Source organism: Novispirillum itersonii subsp. itersonii ATCC 12639, from assembly GCF_000381985.1.
Lineage (GTDB): Bacteria > Pseudomonadota > Alphaproteobacteria > Rhodospirillales > Rhodospirillaceae > Novispirillum > Novispirillum itersonii.
In genome coordinates this window covers 54,994-71,078 of sequence record NZ_KB907347.1, presented here as the reverse complement: position 1 = coordinate 71,078, position 16,085 = coordinate 54,994, and the positions used below count along the sequence as shown (strand labels likewise).

15 protein-coding genes are annotated in these 16,085 nt (G+C 64.7%); 9 read left to right on the top strand and 6 right to left on the bottom strand.

Features of this window, described 5'->3' with window-relative positions; translation table 11 throughout:
- Nucleotides 1-133: 133 nt before the first annotated feature.
- The 4 genes from G365_RS0115200 to G365_RS0115185 all read right to left on the bottom strand — a co-directional run bounded on the left by G365_RS0115200 (nt 134) and on the right by G365_RS0115185 (nt 4,035).
- On the bottom strand, nt 134-1,135 hold the full coding sequence (locus tag G365_RS0115200; protein ID WP_019646389.1) for a 4-hydroxyproline epimerase: 1,002 nt from the start codon (nt 1,133-1,135) through the stop codon (nt 134-136).
- 42 nt (nt 1,136-1,177) lie between these two features.
- Entirely contained in the window at nt 1,178-2,455 is a 1,278-nt protein-coding gene (locus G365_RS0115195) for an NAD(P)/FAD-dependent oxidoreductase (RefSeq protein ID WP_051089908.1), read from the bottom strand.
- A 38-nt stretch (nt 2,456-2,493) separates the two neighbouring features.
- A complete protein-coding gene (locus tag G365_RS0115190) occupies nt 2,494-3,552 on the bottom strand; it encodes a proline racemase family protein (RefSeq protein WP_019646387.1) in 1,059 nt (352 codons plus the stop codon).
- 210 nt (nt 3,553-3,762) lie between these two features.
- The gene (locus G365_RS0115185) at nt 3,763-4,035 is read right to left on the bottom strand and encodes a hypothetical protein (protein ID WP_019646386.1); all 273 of its coding nucleotides are present in this window, start codon (nt 4,033-4,035) and stop codon (nt 3,763-3,765) included.
- Between the two features lie 391 nt (nt 4,036-4,426).
- On the opposite strand from G365_RS0115185, the gene G365_RS23120 reads away from it, so the two are divergent.
- Nucleotides 4,427-6,313: a PAS domain-containing sensor histidine kinase gene (locus G365_RS23120; RefSeq protein ID WP_019646385.1), complete on the top strand. Its 1,887-nt coding sequence runs from the start codon at nt 4,427-4,429 to the stop codon at nt 6,311-6,313.
- A gap of 31 nt (nt 6,314-6,344) precedes the next feature.
- Here the strand turns inward: G365_RS23120 and G365_RS21845 are convergent, their stop codons facing one another.
- A complete protein-coding gene (locus G365_RS21845; protein ID WP_019646384.1) occupies nt 6,345-7,190 on the bottom strand; it encodes a DUF1365 domain-containing protein in 846 nt (281 codons plus the stop codon).
- Nucleotides 7,191-7,470: 280 nt separating this feature from the next.
- Here G365_RS21845 and G365_RS24240 point away from each other — a divergent pair, with 280 nt between their 5' ends.
- The 8 genes from G365_RS24240 to G365_RS23110 all read left to right on the top strand — a co-directional run bounded on the left by G365_RS24240 (nt 7,471) and on the right by G365_RS23110 (nt 14,265).
- A complete protein-coding gene (locus tag G365_RS24240) occupies nt 7,471-8,181 on the top strand; it encodes a YjfI family protein (RefSeq protein WP_019646383.1) in 711 nt (236 codons plus the stop codon).
- Nucleotides 8,182-8,239: 58 nt separating this feature from the next.
- Nucleotides 8,240-8,929, top strand: coding sequence for a PspA/IM30 family protein (locus G365_RS21835; RefSeq protein ID WP_019646382.1), 690 nt, complete (start codon nt 8,240-8,242; stop codon nt 8,927-8,929).
- A gap of 18 nt (nt 8,930-8,947) precedes the next feature.
- Entirely contained in the window at nt 8,948-10,117 is a 1,170-nt protein-coding gene (locus G365_RS0115160) for a glutathionylspermidine synthase family protein (RefSeq protein ID WP_019646381.1), read from the top strand.
- 280 nt (nt 10,118-10,397) lie between these two features.
- Nucleotides 10,398-11,042 carry a DUF2491 family protein gene (locus G365_RS21830; protein WP_019646380.1) on the top strand — a complete coding sequence of 215 codons (645 nt, stop codon included), beginning with the start codon at nt 10,398-10,400 and terminating at the stop codon, nt 11,040-11,042.
- Nucleotides 11,043-11,091: 49 nt separating this feature from the next.
- The gene (locus tag G365_RS0115150) at nt 11,092-11,508 is read left to right on the top strand and encodes a DUF350 domain-containing protein (protein WP_019646379.1); all 417 of its coding nucleotides are present in this window, start codon (nt 11,092-11,094) and stop codon (nt 11,506-11,508) included.
- A gap of 13 nt (nt 11,509-11,521) precedes the next feature.
- The gene (locus tag G365_RS23115; protein ID WP_019646378.1) at nt 11,522-12,184 is read left to right on the top strand and encodes a DUF1190 domain-containing protein; all 663 of its coding nucleotides are present in this window, start codon (nt 11,522-11,524) and stop codon (nt 12,182-12,184) included.
- 147 nt (nt 12,185-12,331) lie between these two features.
- Nucleotides 12,332-13,837, top strand: coding sequence for a sensor histidine kinase (locus G365_RS21820; RefSeq protein WP_019646377.1), 1,506 nt, complete (start codon nt 12,332-12,334; stop codon nt 13,835-13,837).
- Nucleotides 13,834-14,265 carry a hypothetical protein gene (locus G365_RS23110; protein WP_019646376.1) on the top strand — a complete coding sequence of 144 codons (432 nt, stop codon included), beginning with the start codon at nt 13,834-13,836 and terminating at the stop codon, nt 14,263-14,265. The genes G365_RS21820 and G365_RS23110 overlap by 4 nt, the downstream gene beginning before the upstream one ends.
- A gap of 71 nt (nt 14,266-14,336) precedes the next feature.
- On the opposite strand, the gene G365_RS0115130 is transcribed toward G365_RS23110, so the two are convergent.
- Nucleotides 14,337-15,875 carry a class I SAM-dependent methyltransferase gene (locus tag G365_RS0115130; protein WP_019646375.1) on the bottom strand — a complete coding sequence of 513 codons (1,539 nt, stop codon included), beginning with the start codon at nt 15,873-15,875 and terminating at the stop codon, nt 14,337-14,339.
- Between the last annotated feature and the right edge of the window lie 210 nt (nt 15,876-16,085).

Sequence of the window (16,085 nt, the reverse complement as noted above, 5' to 3'; positions counted from 1 at the left end):
CTGAAAACATCAGAGCAAGTCTGTTCGGTATAAGATAAACGCAAGGACGGACAGACCTGAAATAACGATACGGTCTGGCCGTCATAGCGTGAAGTGGCATAGCGCGAAGTGGCATAGCGCCCCCACCGCCGTCTTACGGCAGCAGGAAGCCCCTGGTGTACGGCTCTTCATCATACAGGAAGATGGTGTTCAGCCCGGTGACCCAGGCCTCACCCTGAATGCTGGGGATGATCCCCGGTGCGCCGCCGACCGTGGTCAGCGCCTCGACCCGGCCATGGAACAGGCTGCCGATGATGCTCTCATGGACAAAGTCCTGCCCTTCCTTCAGGTCGCCGCGCGCCGCCAGCTGCGCCATGCGGGCCGAGGTGCCGGTGCCGCAGGGCGAACGGTCAATGCCCCGGTCCCCGTAGAACACCGCATTCCGGGCATGGGCCTGCGGATGGCGCGGCTTGCCGGTCCACTGCACATGGCTCAGGCCCTTGATCGCCGGGTTATCGCGGTGGACGATCTCGTACTTTTCATTGACCAGACGGCGGATCAGCGGGCTGAGGCGCTGGATATCGCCGGTGGAAAGATCTTCCATATCGCGGAAGGTCGGCTGCGGCTCGACGATGGCATAGAAGTTACCGCCATAGGCAACATCAAAGCGCAGCTCACCCAGACCCGGCACCTCGACCGACAGGTCGGTGGCATGCAGGTACGAGGCCACATTGCGGATCCGCACATGCGTCACCTTGTCGCCCTGCATCTCATAGCGGGCCTCGACCAGACCGGCCGGGGTATCCAGCTTCAGCAGGCCCGGCACCTTCGGGCGGACCAGACCATGCTCGATCATCACCGTCACCGTGCCGATGGTGCCGTGACCGCACATCGGCAGGCAGCCCGAGGTCTCGATGAACAGGATCGCCACATCGCAGTCCGGGCGGGTCGGCGGATACAGGATCGAGCCCGACATGGCATCATGCCCGCGCGGCTCAAACATCAGGCCGGTGCGGATCCAGTCGTATTCCGCCAGAAAATGGGCGCGGCGCTCCATCATGGTGGCACCGTCCAGCTGCGGGCCACCGCCCGCCACCAGACGCACCGGGTTGCCGCAGGTATGGGCATCGATACAGAAGAAGGAATGCTTGGCCATCAGTTCAGGTGTCCTGTGTCAGAAGTCAGGGCAGGAAAAGACTTAAAAACGCTCAACCGCAAAAGCCGACAGCTGCGGCGCCGGAGTCTGCCCCTGCGCCAGGGCCGCCAGCAGCGATCCGGTCACCGCCGCCCCGGTCAGGCCGAGGTGCCCGTGGCCGAAACCGAGCAGCAGATTGGACAGGCCGGGGGCCCGGCCAATCACCGGCAGCGAATCCGGGGTTGAGGGCCGCTGGCCCATCCACTGGGTGCCCCCGTCGGCGTTCATATCCGGCAGATAGCGGCGGGCAATGGTCAGCAGCGCCTCTGACCGCCGGTAATTGGCATCGGCGTCCAGACCGGCAAACTCCGCTGCCCCGCCGATCCGCAGACCGATTGCCAGCGGCGACAGCACGAACTTGCCTTCCGCCGAGGTCACCGGACGCCTCAGGCTGACCCCGGACTGCGGCAGGGTGGTGTTGTACCCGCGCTCGCTTTCCACCAGCGCCCGGATGCCCAGCGGCTTCAGCAGCTTCGGCGACCACGGCCCGGCGGTCAGGGCAACGGTGTCACCGTCCAGAGTCCGCCCGTCCCCCAGATGGATCAGGCAGCGGTTGCCCGGCCCCCGGCTGAGACCGGTGACCACCGCATGCTCAATCACCCCGCCCAGCGCCCGGAAATGGGCCGCCAGACCGGACACAATCCGCCACGGGTCGCTGACATGCGCGGTCTTCGGGCAATACAGGCCGTGGCGCAGCACACCGCGCTGCACCGCCCCGGCCAGATCCGGCTCCATCTCCGCCAGTTCCCCGGCGGTCAGGGCCTGCGATTCAATGCCATAGCGGCGCTTCAACGCCCATTCGTGGGCATCGGCCTGAAACGCGGCATCGGTCTCATAAACCGTCAGCGCCCCGGCCTCGGTGACCTCGCCGCTCATCCCGGCTTCGCGCAGCAGCTCGGGCCACGCCTGCCATGCACCATCCATCAGCCAGGCCAGTGACTGCGCCGCCCGTTCGACACCGGCAGGGGTTCCGGCCCGCCAGAACCGCCACAGCCACGGCAGCAGCGCCGGCACATGGGCCGGGCGCAGGGCCAGCGGCCCCAGCGGATCGAGCAGCCACTTCGGCACATTCCAGATAATACCGGGGGCCGACATCGGGGTGATTTCGGTGACCGCAATCACCCCGGCATTCCCGAAAGAGGCTTCCCGCCCCGGCTCGCCGCGTTCCAGCAGCGTCACCGCATAGCCTGCCCGCCGCAGGGCAATCCCGGTGGAAACCCCGACCACACCGCCACCGATCACATAGGCCTGCTTCTGCACGTCAGACGACCCCACAGACATCTTCATCCCTCCCTTGACAGAAATACGGCCCCGCGCCGTTACAGCACCCGGAACCCGGCCCCGAGTGCATCCCCGGCTTCCAGCACGAATTCGCAGCGCCCGGCGTAATGCCCCTGCCCGCCGACCCGCGCCGTCACGGCAGGCACCCCGCCCAACACCGATGTTGCCACCACACTGCCGGTAAAGTCCGATCCGGTGATACTGCGGAAATGCCGCACCTGCCCGGCGGTGATCTGGCCACGGGCATGTTGCAGGGCCAGCCGGGCAGTAACCCCCGACCCGGTCGGGCTGCGGTCCACCTGCCGTTCGGCAAAAATACAGATATTCCGGGTTGGCTGTTCCGACCACAGATCAGCCCCGTCGGTCAGAATCGTCCCGTACAGAAAAGCCAGATCGCCGCTGTCGGGGTGCGAGGTATCGGGATAGGACAACGGCACCTGCGCCCGGGCCGCTTCCGCCACCGCCCACGCCGCATCGGTCAGGGCCGCAACCCCGGCATCCATGGTCAGGCCCAGCCGCTGCGCCGGCAAAATCGCATAAAAGGCCCCGCCATACCCGATATCCAGCGTGACCGGGCCATAGCCCGGCACTGTCACCACCACATCCAGCGCGGCGGCAAAAGCCGGAACGCTGTCAAACCACGCAGCCCCGGCCCGGCCGTTCTTCACCGCCACCGAGACCTCGACCAGCCCGCAGGGGCATTGCAGCCCGACCCGGGTCACCCCGTCCTGCTTTTGCACCTGTCCGCTGTCCACCGCCCAGCGCGCCACTGCCAGCGTGGCGTGACCGCACATGGTGGAATAGCCTTCGTTATGCATAAACAGCACCGCCAGATCCGCCCCCGGCAGATCAGGCCGCACCGGAATCACCCCATACATGTCGGCGTGCCCCCGGGGCTCCAGCATCAGAAAGCGGCGATAGGCATCCAGATGGGTCTGCACATAGCGGCGCTTGGCCAGAAGGGTGTCGCCGGGAATATCGGGATATCCGGTGGTGACAATCCGCACCGGTTCCCCGCCGGTATGCATCTCCACGGTCTCAAACCGCTGCGGCCAGTCAACGGGCAGGGTCAGGGCGGATGGCAATCCCGGCGGCATGGCGTTTCTCCCGGCGGTCACAGGGCACCGGCATTTCTCCCGGCCCTGCGTTTGTACCGTCAAACCACGCCGCCGTCCACGGCAAGAATACTGTATATTGGATACAATTATAAAAAAGCAGAAATCACTGCATCAGAAACACCACAGGCGGACCGGTTGCCCGATCCGCCTGCTGAAACAGCAAAACTGACCCCGGTCGGGGAGAATCGCTTATTCGGTGTATTCGATGATGGCGATTTCACCGGCAACGGCGGCCTCATACGGGGCCTTCAGCTCGTTATCCGGCACTTCGTCAATCTCACCGACCTGATCGAGCTGGATATCGTCGAAACCGTCTTCTTCCAGCGCATCATAGGCGGCATCGACGGCGGCGTCGGCATCTTCAGCGGTCAGCATCACGCTGACGTTGACCGGGGCCGCATCTTCAGCGGCATCTTCCGGGCGGGCCTGACCCAGCACCACATAAACGACGGTATCAGCCATGGAGCGTCTCCATTGAACAATAATGGCTCCCGCCCCGGCATGGTGTCAGGTGCGGACAATGGATGAGGCATAGCCGGTCAGACGCCGTCCGTCCAGCGACATTTGGTGACTCCTCATCATCGTGCGGCCCTGCCCGCATCAACCTGCGGCAGAACCGGGACACAGACCTACGCCGGATCCACACCTATTGGGTGTATTCCCCTTGACCTGCTGCGTTCTCAGACGGATTAAAACATGATAAGCAATGATTAAACAGGATGGTGACCCCGCAGGGATCCGGCCAGACTGTCATATCTGGGCAGAGGTATGGCGGCAGACCGGACATCCGCGCAGGGCCACCGCAAGCGCAACAGGCAGGATACTCCGGGGGATCGGCCGGACAGGGCAGGCAATGACAGTCGATATCAAGACCCTCCTGCTGGTGCAGGTGATGACCGTCATGCTGGCGCTGGCTGTGATGGTGATCCTCTACGTCCGCTATCCCAGCTTCAAAGGCCCCGGCTGGTGGGTCAGCGGGGCGGGGACCGCGCTGGTCAGCTTTTCACTGGTCCTCAGCCGCTCCGCGATACCGGCGGAATGGTTTGCCCACATCGGCGGGCTGGCGGTGATTCTGTCCTACAGCCTGTTCTACAATGGTATGCGGCAGTTCTCCGGGCGGCCGGTGGATGCCCTGCTGCCGGGGGCGGCGCTGCTGCTGTCACTGCTGTCCCCCCTGCTGGTCCCGCTGTTTGAAGGGGCGCAGGCCCGTACCGTCATGCTGTCTCTGGCCCTTGGCACCCTGTCGGTGAGCACCGGCGTCACCCTGCTGCAGGGGCGTCATCAGCCCGGTGAATTTGGCCGCCGCTTCACCTGCCTGATCTGGATGCTCAACGGGGTGATGATGTTTGGCCGCACCGTGCTGATCATCGCCGACCCCACCGCCGCCGACATCAACGGCCCGCAGGGCGGCACCGGCGCGATCCTGCTGTGGAGCGTCCTGTTCTGCTTCGCCATGGCTGCCGGACCGGTGCTGATGACCACAGAGCAGCTGGCCAGCAATCTGGCCCGCCGCACCCGCGATCAGGAACGGGAAATTGAGGAGCGGCAGATGGTCCAGCAGCGGCTGGCCGACAGCGAGGCCCAGTTCCGCCGCCTGATCGAAGCGGCCCCGTTCCCGGTGCTGATTCTCCATCCGCCACGGGGGACCATTCTTTACATCAACCGTCTGGCAGCCTCTCTGCTGCGGGCCGGTCCGGCGGATCTGCTGGACCGGCCCCTCGCGGAGTTTTACCGCCAGCCGGATGCCGCCGGACCGTTCCTGAGCGCGGTGACGGAGCGGGGACTGATCCTCGATCAGGAAATTCTGGCCCGTGACGCACGGGAAGAGCCGCTGGTGCTGCTGGTTTCCGCCGTGCGGCTGCCCTTCCACGGGCAGGACTGCATCATGGCCTGCGCCAATGACATCACCGCCCGCAAGCAGCTGGAATCGGCGCTGCAACAGGCGCGGGACGACGCGGAGTCGGCGCTGGAAATCCAGAACCGGGCCATGAGCGGGCAGCGGAACTTTCTGGCGATGGTCTCGCATGAATTCCGCACCCCGCTCAGCATCATCAATACCACGGCGGAAAGTCTGGCCTCCCTGCACCCCGAGGAAGAGACCCGCCTGACCCGCATCCGGCGGGCGGTGCTGCGGATGCAGGGGCTGATCGAGACCTGCCTCACCCATGAATGGCTGGAAAGCGCCACCGAGGCCCGCCGCCGCGACCCGATTGCGATGGTGCCGCTGGTTCAGCGTCTGGCTGAGGAAATCCGGGCCCTGCATCCGGGCCGGAGACTGGATCTTGATCTCTCCGCCCTGCCGCAGGACGGCATCACCCTGACCGGCGATGCGCCGCTGCTGGGGGTGGTGTTCACCAATCTGATTGAAAACGCGATCAAATATTCCGCCGAGGACACCCCGGTCCGGCTGGAGGTCAGGCTGGATACCCATACCCAGGACGGGGCACCGCATCTGACCCTGCGGGTCAGCGACCGTGGGATGGGGATCACCCCGGAGGAACAACCCCGTATTTTCGAGAAGTTCTTCCGCTCATCCCGCAACGAACGGATCCCCGGTGCCGGACTGGGGCTGTATCTGGCCCGCCAGATCATCATCGCTCACGATGGCGACATCCGTCTGGAAGACACCCCGGCGGGAGAAGGCACCACCTTCCGCATCAGCCTGCCGCTGACGTCATCAGCCCCGGCACCAGCCCCAGAGTTGGCCCCGGAGCCGACCCCGGAGGCAGCCCCGGCCTGATCCCAGCCCCCTGTTTACCCCAAACTCCTGTTTACCCGATACTCTGGCCGGGGCTGGCCTGCCGCCCCGGCGGCGGGGTCCGGCGGAAAAACGGGGCTCCTTTCCGCCACAGCCGCAGCGCTTCCCAGTGGATTCCGCCCAGCACCGCCAGCCACAGCAGCGGGTGACGCAGCCACAGCCGCAGGCAGGCCCCCGGCGTCACCGCCACCGCCGACCCGGTCAGGGCCGCGGACAGATCATGCTCGGTTCCTTCCAGCCGAATGCCAACGCTGACCTGCGCCGACGGCGGACGGGTGCGGAAGCGGTAACCGCCCTGCAACGGCAGAAACGGCGAGACATGGAAGGTCTTGTCGGCCCATGACCGCACCACCCCCTGCGCCTCCTCCTCCCCGCTGACCGGCACCACATAACTGTGACGGTCGCCGAAGGTGTTGTTGACCTGATAGATGACCGCCCCCAGCCCACCATCGGCGCGGTGGCAGAAATAGACCGACAGCGGGTTGAACACCCCGCCCAGCACCCGGGGCATCGCCAGCAGAAGCACCGGGCCTTCCCCGGCGGCGGCGAGTCCCTGTTCGGTCAGACGCTGGCGGACCCAGTCGAGAAGACCGTCACGGCGCCCGTCGCCATGATCGGCCTGACGGAACGACAGCAGACCGGGGCCATCAACCCCCAGCAACGGCAGCCCTTTCCAGCGGCCACGGCGGCGCAGGGCGGGCAGATCGGTCAGGTCGGTCAGCAGCCAGAACACCCGGTAGCGCAACCGGTGCCGCACCGCACCATCCCGGCGGTGCACCACCGCCCCCTGATACAGGCAGCTCCGCCCCGGTCCGGCTTCCGGCGGGACCGAAGCCCCGGTGTGTGCGGCTTTTTCCAATGCTCTGCCCTTCCCTTCCAGAAAACGACTTTTGCCATCTTTACGGCGCAGACCACCCTTTGTATCACTGTGTCCGGAAAATTACGGATACGCCATCCGCCGGGTCAGGATTTACGGGGGATTGCCTGTATTCGCGAAACACCTCTTGCGGGGATGGCCCCGGCCCCCCATACTCTATCGGGTGACCGCAGGGCAGGGAGACATCCCCCGGCCGGCGGACACGCCCGGTCTTTTCCGACAGCTTCTTCAGGCCCAGTGCCGTTCAGGAGACCACCCGACCATGGCGACGACGCGAGACCGCCCGCCGCGGAAGACCCCTCTCAAGCCCCGGGTCTCAGGCAGTACCGCTCTTCCCCCGTCCCGGTCCTCGCGGGCACAGGATGTCCGCGATGCCGCCAAACGCTGGCGCGAGGCGCTGGTGGCACAGGGGCTGGTCAAGGTGGAACTGTGGGTTCCCTCCGACCTGAAGCCGGAAGCCAAAAAGCTGGAGCAGGCGCTCCGGCACCGGGCTGTGATTACGATGACCCCTCATCCGTCTCTGGAGAATGCGATGACTATGGTGAACGAAGCGCCGTGGACGGTGCAGAGCCTGAAACAGGCCCTTGAAGCCTCCGCCGCGCCCGAAGTGGCTGCCATGACCTTGACGCTGACCCCGGGGCTGGATCCGATCCTGTGTGTCGAGATGAACGACTTCGGCGACCTGCCGGTTTACGTCAGCGTCAACGGCATGCAGATTCTGGCCTCGACCCTGCTGTGGCCGGTGACCAGCGAGGCGGACGCCGCCGCCTTCAACGATTTCGCCCTGCGCAGCCACAAGCTGATGCCGCTGTCGACCTTCGGCATCGTCACCATTGACGGCACCGACTACTACGAACTGTTCGGCGCGCTGAGCGCCCACGCCACCCTTCAGGATATCGTGGTGGAACTGGTGACACTGGCGGAAAACGCCCTGGATGTCGCCGCTGCCCGGGCCGACGCGCTGGCGGCCTGACCGCCCGCCGCCCGGTTTCTCCGCGTCCCCCCTTTTCCCTGTTTCAGGACAATCGATCATGAGCCTGTTCCGTAAACTGTTCAGCCTTGGCAAAGGCGCCGCCACCGAAGTTGCTGAAACCATCATCGACAGTCAGGCCCTGCGGATCCTCGATCAGGAAATCCGCGATGCCGAGACCGCCCTGTCAAAGGCGCGGGACGAACTGGCCGCGCTGATGGCCAAGCGGGCCGTCCTTGACCGCAAGATCACCGAGCTGAAAGAGCAGATCTCCGGTTACGAGGCCAAGGGCAGCAAGGCGCTGTCGCTGGGGCAGGAAGATCTGGCCCGCGAAGTGGCCCAGCGGATCGCCGCGCTGGAGCAGGAACTGACCGCCAACGACACCAGCGCCACCGCCTATCGCGGCGCTGAGGCCAAGATGCGCGCCACCATCACCCAGACGGAAGGGCGGATCGCCACCCTGAAGCGGGAAATTGACACCGTGCGCGCCACCGAAGCGGTGCAGAAGGCACAGGCCGCCGTTGCGGCCAAACATTCCGGCGTCAACACCGCGCTGGGGGATGCCACCGCCTCGCTGGAGCGGCTGAAGGCCCGTCAGGCCGAGCAGGAAGCCCGCTTTGCCGCCGCCGATGAGCTGGAACAGCAGAAAACCGGGGCCGACCTCGATCAGCGGCTGGCGGCTCTGGGCATCGGCGACAAGGGCGCTGACCGGGCCGACGAGATCATGGCCCGCTTCAAGACCAAGCCGTAACCCGGCGGCCTGACAGCGATGGAGCGTCTTCACCTTCCGGCCCGACCTGACTGGCAGGCTCTGGCCGAGCGGCTGGGGTTCGGCTTTCACACCATGTACGGCGCGCCGTACTGGGATGAAACGGTGGCCTGGCGCTTCTCGCTGACCGAAATCGAACGGGATCTGGAAGACCCCAGTGCCGAACTGCACCAGATGGCACTGGCCGCCGTTGACCGGGTGCTGGGGGATGAAAGGCTGCTGCGCCGCCTTGCCATCCCCGAACAGGTCTGGGACTGGATCGCCACGTCATGGAAACGCGGCGATCCGTCCCTTTACGGGCGGTTTGATCTGGCCTACGACGGCACCGGCCCGGCCAGACTGCTGGAATACAATGCCGACACCCCGACCAGCCTGTATGAGACCGCCTTCTTTCAATGGGTCTGGCTGGAACAGGCGATGGAACAGGGCATCCTGCCCGCCGGTGCCGACCAGTTCAACGCGGTGCAGGACCGGCTGATCGACCGTCTGGCGGCCCTTCTGCCCGCCGACGCCTTCACCCATTTCGCCAGCGTCAGCGGGTCGGATGAAGACCGTGGCACGGTGCTGTATCTGGAAGACTGCGCCCGGCAGGCCGGACGCCACCCGGCCTATGTGGCGATGGACCGGATCGGCGTCGATGCACAGGGCCGTTTTGCCGATGACGAGTCGCGCCTGATCAGCTACCTGTTCAAACTCTACCCGTGGGAAATGATGCTGCGCGACCCCTTCGCCGTGCATCTTCCCACCTGCCCGACCCGGTTTCTTGAACCCCCGTGGAAAGCCCTGCTGTCCAACAAGGGGCTGCTGCCGGTGCTGTGGCAGATGTTCCCCGGTCATCCCAATCTGCTGCCGTCGTGGTTTGCCGAAGACGGCCCGCCCCCGGGGGCCGACCTGTCGGCGGGCTGGGTCCGTAAGCCGCTGTTCTCGCGGGAAGGGGCCAATGTCACCCTGCTGACAGCGGCGGGCACGGTGCGGGAACAGGCCGATGGCCCCTATGGGGCCGAAGGCTGGATCGGGCAGGCCTATGCCCCGCTGCCCTGCATCGACGGGCAGCATATGGTGGTGGGATCGTGGATCATCGGCGACAGCGCCTGTGGGATCGGTCTGCGGGAAGACAGCAGCGCCATCACCCGGGACCTGAGCCGGTTTGTACCGCATTTTATTCAGTAAGCCGGACCCGGCCCGATAAAAACGGGGACCGGTAAAAGCAGGAGCCGGTAAAAACTGGTACCCGTAAAAACGGGTGTCCGTAAAGCTGGTACCCGTAAAAACGGGTGTCCGTAAAGCTGGTACCCGTAAAAACGGGTGTCCGTAAAGCTGGTACCCGTAAAAACGGGTACCGGCCCCGCCCCTGAAAATGCTATAACTCTTTCAAAGAAGAGCGTTTTCTTCGATCATTCACCGCCAGATCCATCGAAAACGCCCCAGACGTTCCGCGCGGGAGCCGATCATGTTCAAAAGCCTGAAGTCCCTGTTCACCCCTGAACCGCCGAAACCGGTGGTGCCGGAAGTGTTGAACCTGACCATCGGGCGGGGGGCGGAAATCGACCCGCTGATGCTGCGGCTGCGCGACAGCGCCAGCGTTTTCAGCCTGCCGTCGCCGACCCTGATCTTCACCGCGCAGGGGGTCTGCCGCCTGCAGGACGGCCAGTGGGTCCACCGGATGTATACGGACGACAACGTGATGCTGCAGGTCGTCTCCGGTCAGTGGGAAGGCGACGACGCGATCCGCGACGTGACCCTGTTTGTGCCTTATCTGAGCGAACACCCGCAGAATGCCAAGGCTGTGAAAAGCTGGGAAGAACGGCTGACCCGGCCGGAGCTGACCACCCCGAAAGGGGATACCTTCGACCGGCTGTGGTTTGACCCCGCCGAGGGACCGCAGGCCCCGGTGGTGCTGATCGAGGACATCTACGACGAGCGGACGCAGACCACCCCGCCGCGTCAGATCAGGCAGACCTGCATGCTCTATCACCGGGCCTATGGCAGCGGTGACCGCGATCTTCTTCTGGCCATTATCGAAGACTATGGTGATGAGATCAGTGTTGAGATGATGGCGGGGATCCCCCTTGAGGCCCACCACCTGAAGGTATGACCGCCGCCCCTGCCCTTTCCGCCCGCCCCGCAAGACCGGACCGACGCCGATGACCTTCTCCGCCGCAGCCTTCCCGCTGCAGAACCTGCTTTCCTTCGCCGCCTACTTCGTCACGGCGGTGGTGGTTCTGTTCGTCTTTCAGTGGATTTACACCCGCGTCACCCCCTACGATGAAGTGGCAATGATCAAGGCCAACAAGGCTGCCGCTTCGGTCACCTACGGCGGGGCGCTGATTGGCTTTGTCCTGCCGCTGGCCAGCGTGATCGCCAATTCGGTCAGTCTGGTCGACATGCTGATCTGGGCGGTGATCGCCGGTGTTGTCCAGCTGCTGGCCTTTGCGGTGATGCGCCTGTTCTATCCCGGACTGTCCGACAGCATTGCCGCGAACGAACTGGCCCCGGCGATGAAGCTGGCCTTTGTGTCCATCGCGGTCGGCATTCTCAACGCCGCCTGCATGACCTACTGACGGAAGCGCACCGATGAAACGCTCCCGCGCTCTGGCGCTGACGCTGATGGCCACCGGATCTTTCACTCTGGCGGCCTGCAACGACGATCCCCCTGACGGCGGCAGCGCCGACGCCGGGGGCGATGGCTATACCACCTATCAGGCCTGTGTGGACGGCGGAAAGTACACCCCTTCCTACTGCGAAACCGCGCTCGGTCTGGTCCCGGATCTGAAGCCTCAGGACAAGATCTACGCTACGGTGCAGGAATGTGTGGCCGTCCCCGGCAACACGGTCGAGCAATGCACCCAGGCTTTTAATGCCGCGAAGGAGTCGCTGCCGAAATTCCTGTCCCAGACCGACTGCGAATCGGCGCTTGGGGCTGCGGCCTGCCAGAGCGTCACCCAGAACGGCACATCCTTCTGGACGCCGCTGCTGACCGGATATGTTCTGTCACAGGTGATTGACGGCCTGACGGACCGCCGCTATGGCCGCCCGGTCTACCGCGCGCCGGACAAATCGTGGCGCCCCTATCCGGCCTCTCCGCCCCCGACAGCGGGAAAACGGTACGACTCGCAGCCATGGGCTGGCAGCGGCAGCTCCCGCCAGAGCAGCACGGCCCCTGCGCCTAAGGCAGAGCGGACATCGGTCATCAGCCGCAGCGGCTTCGGCGGCGGCGGGGGAAGCTGGGGCGGATAACGCCACCCCCTCCTCCTTGCTGTTTTCTGACCATAGGCCGGGGCGCAGGCCCCGGGTGCCTGCGCGATAGTGGTGCAACCCCCGGCAGACTGATACAGTGGGCACAGTAATCCACCGGCCACCGACCAGACCGGACAGGAGACCGCGATGCCGCTCCCCCCTCCCCAGCAGGCGGTCCCGCTGACAGCGGAAACGGAACGCATTCTGGCCATCACCGGCGATGTTTACTTCTGCGGCCTGCCCGACGGCACCCTGCGGGAGGTCAGTGCATCCGTCACCATCCTGCTCGGCTATCAGCGGGCGGATCTGATCGGGCAGAATATTGCCAGCCTGTATGTCCGCCCTGATCTGCGCAGCCAGTTTCTCGACATCGTGCGCCGCAACGGCGGGGTCATTCACGACCATCCGATTCAGGTCCGGCGGGCCGACGGGGGACTGATCTGGATTTCCACCAGCTGCCACCTGCTGTTTGATGCCACCGGCACCGAAACCGGCATCGAAGGGGTGGTGCGTGAAATTACCGCCCGCCGCGAGACGGAGCTGCAGGCCAGACGGCAGGCCAATCTGATCAGCGCCCTGCTGGATGCCTCCCGCGATGCGATCATGCTGATTGACCGTACAGGCTGCCTGCTGGCCTGCAACCGGGTGTTCGCCGCCCGGTTCGGCACAGAGCCGGAAGCCCTGCGCGGTCAAAGCCTGTTTGACCTGTTTCCGCCCGATGTCGCCGCCCATCGCCGCGAAGTGGTGACGCAGGTGATTGACAGCGGCCACGCCCTGCACACCCGCGATGCCCGCCCGCCGCTGATACTGGATAATAACATCTACCCGGTCTGCGGCCCTGACGGAACGGTGGAGATGGTGGCGGTCTTCTCGTCGGATGTGACCGAACAGGTCCGGGCGGAAGAGCAGAACCTGCGCTATATCGAGAAAATCGAACGGTCCAACGAAGACCTTGCCCAGTTCGCCTATGTCGCCTCGCACGATCTGCGCGAGCCGTTACGAACCCTGATCAGCTATTCCAGCCTGCTGGAACGGCGTCACACCACAGCACTCGATGACGAAGGGCGCGAGTTTCTGGACTACATCCGTACCGCCGCCCGGCGGATGAATGCCCTGATTGAAGACCTGCTGGCCTTCTCCCGCGCCGGACAGGAGGAGGCACAGGATCAGCCGCTGGATACCGGCCTGCTGGTGCATGCGGTCATCGAGGATCTCAGCACCCTGACCGAAGAAACCGGCGGCGACATCCACATCGACACCCCCCTGCCGGGGGTGATTGCCGCCCCCGGCCCGATCGAACGGCTGTTCCTCAATCTGCTGACCAACGCCCTGAAGTATCACCGCCCGGATACCAGACCTGACGTCCATATCGGCTTCGAGCCCGCCAGCGGCCAGTTTTATGTCCGCGATGACGGTATCGGCATCGCCCCGGAACACCATGCCCGGATCTTCCAGATTTTTCAGCGCCTCGATCACGACGCAGGCAGCACCGGCACCGGAATTGGGCTGGCCGTGTGTAAAAAGATTGTCGAACGTCTGGGCGGCATCCTGTGTCTGGACTCCAGCCCCGGTCAGGGCACCACCTTCCGCTTTACCCTGCCGCTGGCCCCGCCAGCCGCCCCTCAGCCCCCTTTGCCTCAGGAGTCTCCATGATCCGTCCGGTGTTTTCGTCCCTGCGGGCCGCCGCCCTGTGCCTTGTGACAGCCGGTTCCGTTGCCGTCGCCCTGCCGGCAGTGGCAGAAACGCCGCTGGTCGGCACCTATACGGTACAGGGGATTGCCGCCAACGGATCGGTCGCCTACACCGGCAAGACGACTGTGATCCCAACCGGCCAGACCTACCGGGTGGAGTGGTCTCTGTCGAACGGGCGGGAGCAGTACATCGGCACCGGGATCCGCACCGGGGATACCTTCGCCGTAGTCTATACACCCCCTAAAAATGCCCCCAATGCCGCTGCAAACGCCAATGCGATCGGGCTGGTGGTCTACACCATTCAGTCCAATGGGGCGCTGACCGGCTATTACACCAGCCACGGGGCCAAAACCGTCAGCGCCGAAGCGTGGAATCCGGCACGGTTCTAAAACAGCAAGGCCGTGCGCACAACCACCGGCTGGCGGTGCGCACGGTACGGGCCTACCCCCGGAAACCGGGCTCAGGCAATCCCCAGCTGGACCAGCAGCGGGCGGATTTTTGCCTGATACTGGCTCAGCCGGTTCCCCAGTTCGACCACGGTCTCTTCCTCTGACGTCAGGGTCTTTCCGGCGACAATCAGACGCTGGTTCAGTTCCTTCAGCCCGGCCATTGCCGCCAGCATCGGGTCTTTCCCGTCCCGCTCCGCCGCCAGAAACAGCTGATGCACCCGGTCGACCGTCACCCCGCCGCCGGTCACCGGCGACGCCAGCACCGTAATCGCGGCGGAATGGGTGACGCGATACAGCGCCTCGGCATTAAAGCGGGCGGTGGCCTCGGCCCGGGCGGCATCACCGTCAGGGCTCAGGCAGGGGGTGACCCAGTTCTGGGAACACAGAATGATCATCGCCTGCAACAGCGCCGCAAAAGGCATACCGGCGATCCCGGCCCGGTCCACCAGATCCCCGAACGTGGCGGGCCCCAGTGCCAGCTGGTCGAGGATCGGGCCATAAATTTCCGGCTTCATATCCACCTTCCCGACCGGGAACGTGATGCTGAGAGGGATGGTGTCGCGCGGAACCACCAGCGCAAAGCGGGTCTGCCGCACCTGCCGGATCTGCTCAATCCCTGACAGTTTCGCCGCCCCACGGACAAACAGGTCACGCCGGAACTGCTGGTTGACCAGATAGTCCTTCAGGGTTTCCTTCAGGGCCGGATCCGTCGTTTCTTTCAGAAGCTCCAGCCCCTTGGCGCTGAAGTTGACGATATCCACCTGCTCTGACAGGGTCGCGGTGGCGGCAAACGTCAGTTTGGCACCGGCGAACTCCCGCGCCACATCGGCGTGGTACATCGGCTGCCAGTCGCGGTTAAAGTATTCGTGGGCCAGATAGTTGCGCGACATACCGTGCAGGCGCTCCAGCCGGGGGGCAACCTGCGGATTGGTGCCAAAATACCCCGACCCGGCTTCCTGCACCTTTTTGGCAAACTCAAGCGACCGTCCGATCCGGCTGACCGTATCCCCGGCATCTGCCGAAGCGTGCAGGGTCATCAGTTCCCGTAGCGGCATCGCAGCCGCCCAACCCGGCAGGGCATTGTAACTGACGTAAACCACCCCGCCCGGCTTCAGGGTCCGGTGGGCGAACTCGACAATCGCCGTGCGGTTCTCCGGGCTGATCCACGACAGAATCCCGTGCAGAACGATGATATCAAACCGCGGCATCTCAGCCCCGGCAGCCCGTGCCAGCAGTTCCGCAAAGCTGTCATCATAAAGGCTGAGGTTGCCGACTCCGGCGCCGGACGCCAGATCCTGCGCCCCGACGGCGTGGACCGGGTTGAAGTCAGTACCGACAAAATGCCCGCCGGGGTTAGCGGCGGCGTGGACGGTCAGCGACACCCCTTGCCCGAACCCCAGCTCGCAGTACGCAAATCCTTCCGCCCCGGGATCGGGGCTGCGCAGCCCTTTTGCCAGCATCGCGAATCGCAGATGCGCCGGATTCAACTCGCGATAGTACCCATGGGTGTAATCCACATCGGATACGTAACCGCCGGTCCAGTCAACCATCGTCGTACAGCCCCCTTCAGTGTCCGCCGGGCGCCCCCCGGACCGGCACGTCAAAACCGGGGAAAGCATAGGCATCGTTACACTTTTCACGCAAAGGGTTTTCGGTCCGGCAGGTTTCTGTCGGTCAAAGGGGCCAAAAATCAACGGATATTGAGTAAAAAACTGTGACTTGCCGGGCAAAATCATCGCTCGGTGATTGAGCGCACAGGG